The organism is Phyllobacterium sp. 01N428 (genome assembly GCF_056399405.1).
Genome location: NZ_JBFTRH010000003.1, coordinates 93584 through 106796, shown reverse-complemented (window position 1 = coordinate 106796; position 13213 = coordinate 93584). Strand labels below are relative to the sequence as shown.

Genomic DNA, 13213 nt, shown 5'->3' with positions numbered 1-13213 from the left:
TTCAACACCACCCGCAATCGTTGGCGGGACTGGATAGGAGTGGTTATATGTCCGAGGCAGTTGCAAAGACTGTGTCCCTGCGTTTCCCCGATGGCTCCCAGCGCGACTACGACGCTCATCTGACCGGGACGGAACTTGCAGAATCGATTTCCAAATCACTGGCCAAGAAGGCGGTCGCTTATGCGGTCGACGGCGTCGTGCGCGATCTTTCCGATCCGCTGCAAAAGGGCGGTGCGGTCGAGATCCTGACGCGCGACGATCCGCGTTCGCTCGAACTTATCCGGCATGATTGTGCCCACGTCCTTGCCGAAGCCGTCCAGGAATTGTTTCCCGGGACTCAGGTCACCATCGGCCCCGTCATCGAAAACGGATTCTACTACGACTTCGCCAAGAACGAGCCGTTCACGCCCGACGACCTGCCGGTGATCGAGAAGAAGATGCGGGAGATCATTGCCCGCAACAAGCCGTTCACCAAGGAAGTCTGGTCGCGCGAGAAGGCCCGCAAGGTTTTTGCCGAGAAGGGCGAGGCCTACAAGGTCGAGCTCGTCGATGCCATTCCCGAGAGCCAGGATCTGAAGATCTATGCGCAGGGCGATTGGTACGATCTCTGCCGCGGCCCGCACATGGCCTCGACAGGCCAGATCGGCAATTCGTTCAAGCTGATGAAGGTGGCGGGCGCCTACTGGCGCGGCGACAGCAACAATCCAATGCTGAGCCGCATCTATGGAACGGCCTTTGCCAACGACACCGATCTCAACGCCTATCTCCACATGCTGGAGGAGGCCGAAAAACGCGACCACCGCCGTCTTGGCCGGGAAATGGACCTGTTCCATTTCCAGGAAGAGGGCCCGGGTGTTGTATTCTGGCATCCGAAGGGCTGGCGCATGTTCCAGAACCTCGTCAGCTATATGCGCCGCCGTCTCGACAGCCATGGCTACAGCGAAGTTAATGCTCCGCAGGTGCTCGACAAATCGCTGTGGGAGACGTCGGGTCACTGGGGTTGGTACCGCGACAACATGTTCAAGGTCACGGTTGCCGGCGATGAAACGGACGATGAGCGCGTTTTCGCGCTGAAGCCGATGAACTGCCCAGGTCACGTGCAGATTTTCAAGCATGGCTTGAAATCTTACCGCGATCTGCCGGTAAAACTTGCGGAATTCGGCAATGTGCATCGCTATGAACCTTCTGGAGCGCTGCATGGCTTGATGCGCGTTCGCGGCTTTACCCAGGATGATGCCCACATTTTCTGCACCGACGAGCAGATGGAGGCCGAGTGCCTGCGCATCAACGACCTGATCCTGACGACATACGCCGATTTCGGCTTCGAGGGCATTACGGTGAAGCTGTCGACGCGTCCCGACAAGCGCGTTGGGTCAGATGAGCTTTGGGACCGCGCCGAAGCAGTGATGAGCAAGGTGCTCAACACGATCGAGGCGCAGTCGGGCGGCAAGATCAAGACGGCGATCAATCCGGGTGAGGGCGCTTTCTACGGCCCCAAGTTCGAATACGTGTTGCGCGATGCCATCGGCCGTGACTGGCAATGCGGAACCACGCAGGTCGATTTCAACCTGCCGGAGCGCTTCGGCGCTTTCTACATCGACTCGACTTCGGAGAAGAAGCAGCCGGTAATGATCCACCGCGCCATCTGCGGTTCCATGGAGCGGTTCCTCGGCATCCTGATCGAGAACTATTCCGGACACATGCCGCTGTGGTTTGCGCCAGTACAGGTCGTGGTAGCGACGATCACCTCCGAGGCCGACGATTACGGTGCGCAGGTCGCCAAGGAGCTGAAGGCCGCCGGCCTGCAGGTCATCACCGACTTCCGCAACGAGAAGATCAACTACAAGGTGCGCGAGCATTCCTTGCAGAAAGTGCCGGTCATTCTCGTCTGCGGTATGCGGGAAGCGGAAGAGCGTTCGGTCAATATGCGTCGCCTTGGCTCGCAGAACCAGGTATCGCTGTCGCTGGATGAAGCCATTGCGCAACTCACCGCCGAAGCAACACCGCCTGACCTGGCGCGACTTGCCGCGCAATAGGCTAAAAGTCGAAATATGACGGCGCGGTGACGTTCATCGCGCTGTCACATGATTACGAGAAAATTGTTCAAATTTGTTTCAGCCAAAGGTCTACCGTGCACTTTCCCGAACTCTCCTATGCCAATGACACCCAGTCGCGCCTGACCCAGTGGCTGATCCGGGCCATCGAGGGCATATCGGGCCGCAACTACTATGCCGGCCTCTATGATATCTGGCGCCGGGACATTGTGCCTGCCGGCATCGATGTCTTCTGCCGCATGATGGATCTGATCAATGTCCGTCTGGACGTTCAGGACCAGTGGCCGCCGCGCGATCTGCCTGATACGCCGCTCGTCATGATTGCCAATCACCCATACGGCATTGGCGATGGTATCGCGGCTCTTGCACTTGCTGAGCAGCTTGGCCGGCCGTTTCGGGTGCTCATCAACAACGATCTTCTGAAGGTGCCGGAAATTCGCCCCTACGCCTTGCCGGTCTGTTTCGATGAAACCAAGGAAGCCATCACAATGAACATGGCGACACGCCATGAGGCGGTGCGGCTTTTAAAGGAGGGCGTGACCATCGTCGTCTTTCCGGCAGGCGGCGTTGCAACTGCGCCCAAGGGTTTCGGGCGCGCCGAAGACCTGCCGTGGAAGATATTTCCCGCCAAGCTCGTGCAGCAGGCCAAGGCGTCGGTGATACCGGTTTATTTCGGCGGCCAGAACGGCCGTGTCTTCCACCTTGCCAGCAAGGTGTCGATGACGCTGCGCATTTCGCTTCTCATTCGTGAATTCAGGCGGCTGTCGGGAAAATCCATCGAAGCGCACGTCGGCAGGATTATCGGCTGGGATGAATTGAAGGGCCTCGAGGATCGCAAGCAGATGCTCGAATACCTCTACAACGCCGTTTTCTCACTTGATCCCAAGTTCCGCCTGGCGACAAGCGCGGTCTAATCCAAGGGCTCTTCGCCATCTGCGGGTTGGCTGGCGCTGGTGGCGGTCGCCGCACCTTCCGACGCGACGACTTCAACATCCTGGTTGCGGCCGGCGACGACCTTGAAGTCGCGCTGATAGATCTTGTCCTTGTTCTTGGCGATGATCACATAGTCGCCCTCGGCCAGGACGATGGACGCAAACGCGCCGACGCTTTCCCTGACGATATCGCCAGACGTGGTGAGCACGGACCAGGCCGTATCGGCCAACGCCTCGCCGCCTTGCTCGCGCACAAGCTTCAACGTCAGCTGCGCCGCCCTGTGCTCGACATTCGCCTCGGTAATCTTGCCGGCCTCGACCCGGATATCGGCGCGGATCACGGCATTGGCCGTGCCATAGTTGGAAACGATCTGGTAGGTGCCTGTATTGAGACGCACGACCGTGTCCGGCTTCACATCGGGAATGATGAGCGCGCGCTCGCCGTTTGAATCTTCGTGGTCTTCGTAGATGGAGAACCGCAGCTGATCGGGCGGGATGCGACCGCCACCGGAAAGGACGGCATTGAGTTTGACGCCGCCGGCGTCAAGGATCATCGTCTCCGAGCGTTTGGCACGCGTCATGGTGATGCGCTTGGTTGCGCCAGCGCGCCCAAACGCAACATGGACGAGATAGCTGCCGGGTGCGAGGTTGAAAGAGGTCGTGCCGCCCTTGGCTGTTGCAAGCAAGGCGAGCTTGCCGTCAGCACCGGGCTCGGGAGCGAAGACGCGCCAAACCAATCCGCGGCTGATGGCGCCGCCATCGTCGGAAAGCTTGGCCGAAAGCATGAGCTCGGGTTCGTTGGCAAGCGGGTTGTTGGCGGGAGCCTTGGGATTGGCATATTCGCGCAGATTGGGAATCGTTGGAAGTTCAACCGTCGGCGTCTGCGGCAGATCGGGCGCCAGTGCCTGGGCCAGCGCGTCTGAAACATTGATCGCCAGGGCGGCAAACAGGATCGCGATGCGGACATGTCCGCATTTGAAAGCTTTCCGCCCCACCCGGGAATTATTGGCTGCACCCATGTGATGGTTTGATCCGAAGCCGATGGCAATTTCAAGGCTTTTTCGCTATGCCGCACCTTTACTTGGCCCGAGAAACCACCACATTGTCGGCGCATCGCAAAAGCAGGATCATCATGGATACATCTGTGCCCCACTCCGTCATCGAATTCTTGTCGACGCGCAGCTCGACGCCCATTTCAGCGATCGGGCTTCCGGCTCCTTCCGACGGCGAGATCGAAACGATGATCCGCATAGCTTCGCGGGTACCCGACCATGGGCGCCTGACACCCTGGCGCTTCATCGTTTATCGCGGCGAGGCGCGCGAACGGATTGGCACCTATCTTGCGGCGCTGGCCGAGGAGCGGGAGGGGCCGCTCACCGAACAGCGGCGCGAGCAGGAATTGAAGCGCTTCGCCCGGGCGCCGCTGGTCATCGGCGTGATCTTCTCCCCGGTCGATCACCATATTCCTGAGTGGGAACAGTTTCTTTCCTCCGGCGCCGCCGCCATGAACCTTTCGCTGGCGGCCAATGCGCTCGGCTACGCCACGAACTGGATCAGCAACTGGTATGCTTCTGACGAGAAGGGCCGGGCCTTGCTGGGGCTGGCGCCGCATGAGCGTGTCGCCGGCTTCGTTCATATCGGGACCTGCGCCCAGAAGGTTCCGGAGCGTCCGCGGCCCGAGATAGAGGACATTCTTTCCGAATATTCCGGTCCCTGGGAGGGCTGAGACGGAAAGTATCAGGATGCTGACCGGGCCCGGGCCAGGAGGCGCTCAGCGCGTTTGAGATGCGGCCGGTCAAACATCAACCCGTCAATGCCGATAACCCCTGCCGACGGTTCGGCCGCGAAGGCATCGACGATCTTCCGCGCCTGGGCGACAGCGTCGGCCGATGGCGTAAAGACCCTGTTGATGATGGGCACCTGCGCCGGGTGGATCGCGAGCTTTGCCGTAAAGCCGTCGCGCTCCGCCTCGGTGCATTCGCGTTCAAGGCCGGCATCGTCGCGGTAATTGATATAAACCGTATCGATGGCGGCGACGTCTGCGGCCGACGCGCCTAGGATGGTCACGGCGCGGGCGAGGCGAAACACGTCCGTATAGGCTCCGGTCTCGTTGCGCGGCGATCGCGCGCCGATTGCCGCCGATAGGTCTTCAGCGCCCCAGCTGAGCCCCGCCAGACGGCCTGAACAGCCCGGATAACTGGCGGCAGAAAGCGTCCCGATGGCAGTTTCGGTTATGAGCGCAAGGATCTTCGTCGCCCCTTCTTCTGCGCCGCTGTTGGCTTCATGCACATTGAGCTTGGCGGAAAGCCGCGTTACGTCCTTGCCGCTATTGGATTTCGGCAGAAGGATGCCTTCAGGCATGGCGGGCATCACCGCCGCGAGATCATCATCGGCAAGCCCGCTTGCAAGGTCGTTGATCCGCACGAAAAGCCGGGGTGAGCTTTCGCTCCGATGCGCCCGCAGGAATGTCGACGCGATGTCGCGCGCCGCTTCCTTGCGGGCGCCGCCGACCGAATCCTCAAGATCAATGAGCAAAATGTCGGCGCCACTTCCCAGACCCTTTTCCAGCTTCTTTTCCGAGTCGCCGGGTACGAACAGAAGTGAACGCATCAGGCCGCACCCTTCGATTTCATCATGGCCTGCCGCGTACATTTGGCGACGAGAATACCGTGCTGGTTGAAGGCCCTGTGCTCGAATTCGACAATGCCGCGGTCGGGCTTGGACTTCGACCGGCGGACCGAAATGACCTGCGTTTCGACGCGCACGGTGTCGCCATGGAAGAGCGGAGAGGGGAATGTCACGTCGGTCATGCCGAGATTGGCAATGGTCGTGCCGACCGTCGTATCATTCACCGATATGCCGATCATCAGCCCCAGCGTGAACAGCGAATTCACCAGCGGCTTTCCCCACTCTGTCTTCGAAGCGTAATCGAAATCGATATGGAGGGGCTGCGGGTTGAGCGTCATGACCGAGAAAAGCATGTTGTCGCTCTCGGTGACCGTCTTGCGTAGCGCATGCTGGAACACATGCCCGATCTCAAACTCTTCCAGATAAAGCCCGGCCATACGCCTCGTGTCTCCCCTATGTTTTTGCCAGAGACTAGGGCTGCTTGCTTGAGTTCGCAACCTGTCGCGTGGACATGCATGGTTAACGCGCATGGTGAACGGATCGTAAACTTTTTCCCCTTAGAGTTGTGTCCAATCAGGGGACTCGGGGGCGAAGACAGAATGTCCGTTCAGCATTATGTGAAGATGATCGACAATGCCTCGGTGGCGCAGCGCTGCCATGCGGCAGCGGCCTTGGCGCATATCTATTTGCAGCCCGACCTCGAATTCGACGAGCGGCGCTCCGCCGAAGCGGTGTTGACACTCTTGCTCGATGATCCTTCGCCGAAAGTGCGGCTTGCTCTTGCTGAAGCTTTTTCGACGAGCGCCCATGCGCCGGCTCACATCGTTGCCAGCCTCGCGCGTGACCAGATCGAGGTCGCAACCTATATTCTCGGCCGTTCCGTATTGTTGAGTGACGCCGACCTTATCGATTGCGTCGCCGGCGGCAGCGGCGAAGCGCAGCGCCTGGTGGCGGCGCGCGCCAAGGTGTCCTATCCGGTGAGCGCTGCCATTATCGAGATCGGCGAGGTCGAGGCGGTCGCAGCATTGCTCGCCAACAGCCAGGCGCAGATCGCCGACATAAGCTTTCGCAGGCTTGTCGAGCGCCTCGGCCATGTCGCGGAAATCAGGACGCTCCTGATTGATGACAACCGCCTTCCTGCCGATTGCCGGCATGCACTCGCAGTTCGTATTGCCGAAGCCCTGTGTCAGATGGATATGGTCATGGCTCTTATGGGAGAGCGCCGCGCTAGGCGCATCACCCTGGATGCCTGCGTGCGGGCATCCGTCAGCCTCGTCGCGGCAACGCGCATCGATGAATATCCGGCGCTCATCGAGCATTTGCAATTGCGCGGCGACCTTACCACCGCCTTCGTTATTCGGATTGTCGCGGCTGGAAAGATCGATTTCTTTGCCGCCGTTCTCGTTGCGCTCTCGGGCTACAGTCTTGCGCGTGTACGCAGCCTCATCATCGACGGCCGGCCGGCCGCGCTCGGCGCTTTGCTCAGCGCAGCGGGTTTGCCGGTCAGCACGCATCTTCCGCTAAAGGTGGCGCTCGAGGGCTGGCGTAACGTTGCCAACGGCAGACAGGACGCTGGTTCGCCCGAAATCATCCGGCGCATGATCGAGCATCTGGAGCCAATGGGGCGAGACATCGGCACAATTCCCGCCGCCGCAAATGACGATATGCTGTCTCTGCTCAAACGCATCCACCTCGATGCCATCCGGGAAAATGCGCGCGAACAGGTGCTCGCTATCACTGCCGCGTAGGAGGCGAATGGAGCATCGTCTGCATTTGATTGCAAAATCGCGGCCGCCTGCGAACGAATAGGCAGGAGGTCCCGACCCGAATTGAAGCATTGTTGCTTTTTTGCTCTGACGTGACGGGCCTTTGGGCCGCATCTGATGCATGGATGCCCAACCTTTTCAAAATGATGTGATCGCATGTTGAAGCAAAGCACGATGCCGTATCTGGAGCCTGCTGTTTTAAGACAGTATTACTGACCTAATAATTCATGGTAGACTGCGTGGAAAATGTCAGTGGTTGGGAGGCGATGGCATGTCGAATGACGGTCCCCTTGGAGAATTTGGTCCTTTAAGCCTGCATGTGCCGGAGCCGGCCGTGCGGCATGGCGGCGAGCCGGACTTCTCGAACGTGAATATTCCGGAGGCCGGATCGGTCAGGCGGCCCGAGGTGGACGCCAATCCCGAGGATTTCCGCGATCTCGCTTTTTCGATCATCCGGGTACTGACCCGCGAGGGCGAGGCGGTCGGTCCGTGGGCCGGCATGCTGACCGACGAGCAACTCGTCGAGGGCTTGCGCCACATGATGACACTGCGCACCTTCGATGCCCGCATGCAGATAGCGCAGCGGCAGGGCAAGACGTCCTTCTACATGCAGCATCTTGGTGAAGAAGCGGTAAGCTGTGCTTTTCGCAAGGCGCTTGCGCCGGGCGACATGAATTTCCCGACCTATCGCCAGGCGGGCCTGCTCATCGCGGACGACTATCCCATGGTCGAGATGATGTGCCAGATCTACTCCAACGAGCGTGATCCGCTAAAAGGCCGCCAGCTGCCAATCATGTATTCGTCTAAGGAGCATGGGTTCTTCTCGATCTCGGGCAACCTTGCGACGCAATATATCCAGGCGGTGGGGTGGGCCATGGCGTCTGCCATCAAGAACGACAGCAAGATTGCGGCAGCATGGATTGGCGACGGCTCCACGGCCGAGTCGGATTTCCATGCCTCGCTGGTTTTCGCGTCGACCTACAAGGCGCCAGTCGTCCTCAACATCGTCAACAATCAGTGGGCGATTTCGACCTTCCAGGGCATAGCGCGCGGCGGATCGGGCACATTTGCCGCACGCGGCCTTGGTTTCGGCATCCCGGCGCTGCGCGTTGACGGCAATGACTATCTCGCGGTCTATGCGGTGGCGAAATGGGCGATCGAACGGGCGCGGCGCAATCTCGGTCCGACGCTTGTCGAATACGTTACCTATCGCGTCGGCGCGCACTCGACCTCGGATGATCCTTCCGCCTATCGACCCAAAACGGAATCCGATGCCTGGCCTCTCGGCGATCCGGTCATGCGATTGAAGAATCACCTGATTTTGCGCGGCGCGTGGACTGAAGAGCGTCACAAGCAGACGGAAGCCGAAATCCTCGACACGGTTATTGCCGCGCAGAAGGAGGCTGAAGGCCACGGCACGTTGCATGCAGGCGGCAAGCCTTCGGCGCGCGATATGTTCGAGGGCGTATACGAAACCATGCCGCCGCATCTGCGTCGTCAGCGCCAGCAGGCAGGAGTCTGATCCATGGCCCGCAAAACGATGATCGAAGCCATCCGCGACGCGATGGATATCACCATGGAACGCGACGATGACGTCGTCGTCTTCGGCGAGGATGTCGGCTTCTTCGGCGGTGTTTTCCGCTGTACGCAAGGGCTGCAGGCGAAGTACGGCAAGACACGCTGCTTCGATGCGCCTATCAGTGAAGCCGGCATCGTCGGCGCTGCGATCGGCATGGCCGCCTATGGCTTGAAGCCCTGCGTCGAAATCCAGTTCGCCGATTACGTCTATCCGGCATATGACCAGATCGTCTCCGAAGCAGCCCGCTTGCGCTACCGGTCCAATGGCGGCTTTACCTGCCCCATCGTTATCCGCATGCCGACAGGCGGCGGCATCTTTGGCGGGCAGACGCATAGCCAAAGTCCGGAAGCTCTTTTCACGCACGTATCGGGGCTGAAAGTTGTTGTCCCGTCCAACCCGCACGATGCCAAGGGACTTCTCATCTCCGCGATCGAGGATCCGGACCCGGTGATCTTCCTCGAGCCGAAGCGCCTTTATAACGGACCTTTTGACGGCCACCATGATCGTCCCGTCACGCCGTGGTCCAAGCATGATCTCGGCGACGTGCCGGACGGTCATTATACCGTGCCGCTTGGCAAGGCTATCAAGCGGCGCGAGGGCAAACAGATGACGATCCTCGCTTACGGCACAATGGTCTATGTCGCCGAAGCTGCTGCCGAGGAGCATGGCATCGACGCCGAAATCATCGATCTTCGCACGCTGCTGCCGCTTGACCTCGAAACGATCGTCGAATCGGTCAGCAAGACGGGGCGCTGTGTCATAATTCACGAAGCGACCCTGACATCCGGCTTTGGGGCCGAACTTGCGGCGCTGGTTCAGGAACACTGCTTCTACAAGCTGGAGGCGCCGGTTGCTCGCGTCGCCGGCTGGGATACGCCCTATCCGCATGCGCAGGAATGGGACTATTTCCCGGGGCCAGCGCGTGTCGGTCGCGCCCTGGTCGAAACGCTGGAAGGATAGGAGCAGAAGATGGGTGAATATGTCATCAAGCTGCCGGATGTCGGTGAAGGCGTTGCGGAGGCCGAACTCGTCGAATGGAACGTAAAGATCGGCGATCTCGTCCGCGAGGATACGGTGCTTGCCGCCGTCATGACCGACAAGGCAACCGTCGAAATCCCTTCGCCCGTGGATGGCGAAATCCTCTGGCTCGGCGGTGAAATCGGCGAGGTGATAGCCATCGGTTCGCCGCTGGTGCGCCTTAAGATTGAAGGTGAGGGTCATGCACCTGAACCGGCCAAGCCCGCCAAGAGCGACGCTGCAGCCCCGCCGCCGGAAAAGAAGTCCGAACCCGCGAAGGCAGAGATAGAAAAGCCCAAGCCCAAGCCGGCAGCAGTCGCCGAGCCGCCCCGCGTGATGGCGCCGCCCGTCAGCGGAGTTGCGCCGCGCGGCGAGGGCGAAAAGCCGCTCGCTTCGCCTGCAATCCGGCTGCGCGCCAGGGAAGCAGGCGTCGATCTGCGGCAGGTAAGCGGTACCGGACCTGTCGGACGCATCACCCATGAGGATTTGGAGGCTTTCTTCGCCCGTGGCTCGCAGCGTCCGGGCGCTGCGCAGCTCGCTCCGGACAATTCGATCAAGGAGATCAAGGTTGTCGGTCTTCGGCGCAAGATTGCCGAGAAAATGGCGATCGCCAAGTCTCACATCCCGCACATTACCTATGTCGAGGAGATCGACGTCACCGCGCTTGAGGAACTGCGCGCGACGCTCAATGCCAAGAAGCGCGCCGAGCAATCGAAGCTCACGATTCTTCCGTTCCTGATGCGGGCAATGGTCAAGGCCATCGTCGACCAACCAAACCTCAATGCGCTATATGACGACGAGGCCAACATCATCAACCAGTATGGCGGCGTGCACATTGGCATTGCGGCGCAGACCCCGAACGGACTGGTGGTGCCGGTGGTGAAGCATGCCGAGGCGCGCACGCTCTGGGACTGCGCGGCTGAGGTCAATCTGCTTGCGGATGCTGCAAAGACGGGTTCTGCCACGCGTGAACAACTGACCGGCTCGACCATTACCATAACGTCGCTCGGCAGCATGGGCGGCGTGGTGACGACCCCGGTTATAAACTATCCGGAGGTCGCGATCATCGGCGTCAACAAGATCATGGTACGTCCGGTCTGGGACGGGACCAATTTCATTCCGCGCAAGATGATGAACCTGTCATCCAGTTTCGACCATCGCGTCATCGACGGCTGGGATGCCGCCGTTTTTATCCAGCGGATCAAGACGCTGCTCGAAACGCCTGCGCTGATCTTCGTGGAGGGCTGACCTATGAAGGACATTTCCTGCAAATTGCTGGTGATCGGGGCAGGGCCGGGCGGTTATGTCTGCGCCATTCGCGCCGGCCAGCTTAACGTCGATACCGTGATCGTAGAAGCGGTCAAGGTGGGCGGAACGTGCCTGCTCGTCGGCTGCATACCATCGAAAGCCTTGATCCACGCAGCAGACGAGTTTGCCAAGGTGGCGCATTTTGCCGCCGGACAAACCCCGCTCGGCATTTCGCTGAAAGAGCCATCCATCGATTTCTCGAAGACCATTGCCTGGAAGGACGGCATCGTCAGCCGCCTCAACAATGGCGTCGCTGGACTTTTGAAGAAGGCCAACGTCAAGATTGTTACCGGCAAGGCAAAATTCCGCGACGGCAAGACGGTCGAAGTCGAGACCTTGACCGGGCAGCAGATCATTCGCGCTGAAAATATCGTGATCGCCACCGGATCGGCGTCCGTGGAGATTCCGTCATTGCCGTTTGGCAAAAACATCATTTCCTCGGCCGAGGCCCTCGCCCTGCGCGACGTGCCCGAGAAGCTTGTCGTGGTCGGCGGCGGTTACATCGGGCTTGAGCTCGGCACGGCCTATGCAAAACTCGGCTCGAAGGTCACTGTCGTCGAGGCATTGCCAAAAATCCTGCCGCAATATGATGCGGAACTGACACGGCCGGTATCGCGCAGCCTTTCCGAACTTGGCGTCATGGTGCTGACCGGCGCCAAGGCCAAGGGCATGAGCGCCAAGGGCGATGCGCTCCTAATCGAAACCGCCGATGGCAATGACGACAAGATCCCGGCCGACAAGGTTCTGGTGACTGTCGGCCGCAAGCCGGTGACCTCGGGTTGGGGGCTTGAGGAGATCGACATCGACATGGATGGACGCTTCGTCCGCATCGATGACAAATGCCGCACGTCGATGCGTGGCATCTATGCAATCGGCGACGTGACCGGCGAGCCGATGCTCGCACACCGCGCCATGGCGCAGGGTGAAATGGTGGCCGAGATCGTTGCCGGCGAAAATCGCAGCTGGGACAAGCGGGCCATTGCCGCAGTCTGCTTCACCGATCCGGAGATCGTATCGCTCGGCCTTTCGCCGGACGAGGCAAAGGCGGCCGGTCACGAGGTCAAGGTGGGACTGTTTCCCTTCGCTGCTAATGGTCGCGCCATGACGCAGGAAGGCGAGGAAGGGTTCGTGCGCGTGGTGGCAGCCGCAGGCAATCACCTCATCCTTGGCATCCAGGCGGTTGGCAGGGGCGTGTCGGAGCTTTCGGCAGCGTTTGCGCTGGCACTCGAAATGGGCGCTCGCCTCGAAGACATCACTGGCACGATCCATGCGCACCCGACGCAGAGCGAGGGCTTCCACGAAGCTTGCCTGAAGGCGCTCGGGCACGCATTGCATATATAAACAGGAGCCCGCCCGCTCGAAGGATCGCAGGTTTTCCGGTAACCTGCGACGCTAGGTAGGCCCCACCCGGCACGTCAGCGCCGGATGAAGCTCTTTAGGCTCAACCTGACGAGCATTACTTGCCGGCTGCGGTGTCAGCGTCCTTGCGGGCAAGCCATGCCTCGAGTGACGCTTCTTCCGCGTCGTCGATCGCAGCGGCGGCAACTTCGCGCGAGGCGAGCGCATATTCTTCGGCCAATACGGCGCGATCCTCGAGGCAGTCGATTTCGAGCTGCGTCTTCCACGCGCAAATCTGCTCGTCCGTTGCCGCCTTCTTGGCATCGACCCAGTTCTTGATTCGGGAGTTTGCCGCTGCGACCGAGGCCTTGCCCTCGTCGATACGCCCTTTCACTTCATCGAGACGAGCCCGCACATCCTGCTCGGCATCGTCAACTTTGCCGTCAATTTTGGCTTTGAGACCATCCAGATTTTCGCTGGCAGCGGTCAGCTTGAGACGGAGGCTTTCGGTGAATTGATCAATCTTCTGGCCCATGGCAATTTCCTTAAGTAAAATTGTGATCGATTAAGTTGTTGCTCGGCGAATATGAG

Annotated in this window: 12 protein-coding genes; 8 read left to right on the top strand and 4 right to left on the bottom strand. The window is 60.0% G+C overall.

Annotation, left to right across the window (positions count from 1 at the left end; all coding sequences use genetic code 11):
- Nucleotides 1-47: 47 nt before the first annotated feature.
- Both thrS and AC1DNI_RS10525 read left to right on the top strand, forming a co-directional pair.
- Nucleotides 48-2036 carry a threonine--tRNA ligase gene (gene thrS, locus AC1DNI_RS10530; RefSeq protein ID WP_477691855.1) on the top strand — a complete coding sequence of 663 codons (1989 nt, stop codon included), beginning with the start codon at nt 48-50 and terminating at the stop codon, nt 2034-2036.
- Between the two features lie 95 nt (nt 2037-2131).
- A complete protein-coding gene (locus tag AC1DNI_RS10525; RefSeq protein WP_477691854.1) occupies nt 2132-2968 on the top strand; it encodes a lysophospholipid acyltransferase family protein in 837 nt (278 codons plus the stop codon).
- On the opposite strand, the gene AC1DNI_RS10520 is transcribed toward AC1DNI_RS10525, so the two are convergent.
- Nucleotides 2965-4005, bottom strand: a complete 1041-nt coding sequence (locus AC1DNI_RS10520; protein ID WP_477691853.1) for a hypothetical protein — start codon at nt 4003-4005, stop codon at nt 2965-2967. The genes AC1DNI_RS10525 and AC1DNI_RS10520 overlap by 4 nt on opposite strands.
- A 113-nt stretch (nt 4006-4118) precedes the next feature.
- On the opposite strand from AC1DNI_RS10520, the gene AC1DNI_RS10515 reads away from it, so the two are divergent.
- Nucleotides 4119-4712 carry a nitroreductase family protein gene (locus tag AC1DNI_RS10515; RefSeq protein WP_477691852.1) on the top strand — a complete coding sequence of 198 codons (594 nt, stop codon included), beginning with the start codon at nt 4119-4121 and terminating at the stop codon, nt 4710-4712.
- 11 nt (nt 4713-4723) lie between these two features.
- On the opposite strand, the gene AC1DNI_RS10510 is transcribed toward AC1DNI_RS10515, so the two are convergent.
- Both AC1DNI_RS10510 and AC1DNI_RS10505 read right to left on the bottom strand, forming a co-directional pair.
- The gene (locus AC1DNI_RS10510) at nt 4724-5596 is read right to left on the bottom strand and encodes an HpcH/HpaI aldolase/citrate lyase family protein (protein WP_477691851.1); all 873 of its coding nucleotides are present in this window, start codon (nt 5594-5596) and stop codon (nt 4724-4726) included.
- Nucleotides 5596-6144, bottom strand: a complete 549-nt coding sequence (locus AC1DNI_RS10505) for a MaoC family dehydratase (RefSeq protein WP_477691850.1) — start codon at nt 6142-6144, stop codon at nt 5596-5598. Before AC1DNI_RS10505 ends, AC1DNI_RS10510 begins: the two co-directional genes overlap by 1 nt.
- A 69-nt stretch (nt 6145-6213) precedes the next feature.
- Between AC1DNI_RS10505 and AC1DNI_RS10500 the strand changes: the two genes are divergently transcribed.
- The 5 genes from AC1DNI_RS10500 to lpdA all read left to right on the top strand — a co-directional run bounded on the left by AC1DNI_RS10500 (nt 6214) and on the right by lpdA (nt 12625).
- The gene (locus AC1DNI_RS10500) at nt 6214-7362 is read left to right on the top strand and encodes a DUF2336 domain-containing protein (RefSeq protein ID WP_477691849.1); all 1149 of its coding nucleotides are present in this window, start codon (nt 6214-6216) and stop codon (nt 7360-7362) included.
- A gap of 289 nt (nt 7363-7651) precedes the next feature.
- Nucleotides 7652-8902 carry a 3-methyl-2-oxobutanoate dehydrogenase (2-methylpropanoyl-transferring) subunit alpha gene (locus AC1DNI_RS10495; RefSeq protein WP_113280065.1) on the top strand — a complete coding sequence of 417 codons (1251 nt, stop codon included), beginning with the start codon at nt 7652-7654 and terminating at the stop codon, nt 8900-8902.
- A gap of 3 nt (nt 8903-8905) precedes the next feature.
- Nucleotides 8906-9919 carry an alpha-ketoacid dehydrogenase subunit beta gene (locus AC1DNI_RS10490; RefSeq protein ID WP_027232545.1) on the top strand — a complete coding sequence of 338 codons (1014 nt, stop codon included), beginning with the start codon at nt 8906-8908 and terminating at the stop codon, nt 9917-9919.
- A 9-nt stretch (nt 9920-9928) separates the two neighbouring features.
- The gene (locus AC1DNI_RS10485; RefSeq protein ID WP_477691848.1) at nt 9929-11224 is read left to right on the top strand and encodes a dihydrolipoamide acetyltransferase family protein; all 1296 of its coding nucleotides are present in this window, start codon (nt 9929-9931) and stop codon (nt 11222-11224) included.
- A 3-nt stretch (nt 11225-11227) separates the two neighbouring features.
- Nucleotides 11228-12625 (top strand): dihydrolipoyl dehydrogenase, encoded by a 1398-nt coding sequence (gene lpdA, locus AC1DNI_RS10480; protein ID WP_477691847.1) that lies wholly within the window; start codon nt 11228-11230, stop codon nt 12623-12625.
- Nucleotides 12626-12740: 115 nt separating this feature from the next.
- On the opposite strand, the gene AC1DNI_RS10475 is transcribed toward lpdA, so the two are convergent.
- A complete protein-coding gene (locus tag AC1DNI_RS10475; protein WP_477691846.1) occupies nt 12741-13157 on the bottom strand; it encodes a hypothetical protein in 417 nt (138 codons plus the stop codon).
- Between the last annotated feature and the right edge of the window lie 56 nt (nt 13158-13213).

What these genes read in the sequence shown, in the direction of transcription:
- thrS (WP_477691855.1), top strand. Translation starts at nt 48, where the DNA reads ATGTCCGAGGCAGTTGCAAAGACTGTGTCCCTGCGTTTCCCCGATGGC.
- AC1DNI_RS10520 (WP_477691853.1), bottom strand. Translation starts at nt 4,005, where the DNA reads ATGGGTGCAGCCAATAATTCCCGGGTGGGGCGGAAAGCTTTCAAATGC.
- AC1DNI_RS10515 (WP_477691852.1), top strand. Translation starts at nt 4,119, where the DNA reads ATGGATACATCTGTGCCCCACTCCGTCATCGAATTCTTGTCGACGCGC.
- AC1DNI_RS10510 (WP_477691851.1), bottom strand. Translation starts at nt 5,596, where the DNA reads ATGCGTTCACTTCTGTTCGTACCCGGCGACTCGGAAAAGAAGCTGGAA.
- AC1DNI_RS10505 (WP_477691850.1), bottom strand. Translation starts at nt 6,144, where the DNA reads ATGCGCGTTAACCATGCATGTCCACGCGACAGGTTGCGAACTCAAGCA.
- AC1DNI_RS10500 (WP_477691849.1), top strand. Translation starts at nt 6,214, where the DNA reads ATGTCCGTTCAGCATTATGTGAAGATGATCGACAATGCCTCGGTGGCG.
- AC1DNI_RS10495 (WP_113280065.1), top strand. Translation starts at nt 7,652, where the DNA reads ATGTCGAATGACGGTCCCCTTGGAGAATTTGGTCCTTTAAGCCTGCAT.
- AC1DNI_RS10490 (WP_027232545.1), top strand. Translation starts at nt 8,906, where the DNA reads ATGGCCCGCAAAACGATGATCGAAGCCATCCGCGACGCGATGGATATC.
- AC1DNI_RS10485 (WP_477691848.1), top strand. Translation starts at nt 9,929, where the DNA reads ATGGGTGAATATGTCATCAAGCTGCCGGATGTCGGTGAAGGCGTTGCG.
- lpdA (WP_477691847.1), top strand. Translation starts at nt 11,228, where the DNA reads ATGAAGGACATTTCCTGCAAATTGCTGGTGATCGGGGCAGGGCCGGGC.
- AC1DNI_RS10475 (WP_477691846.1), bottom strand. Translation starts at nt 13,157, where the DNA reads ATGGGCCAGAAGATTGATCAATTCACCGAAAGCCTCCGTCTCAAGCTG.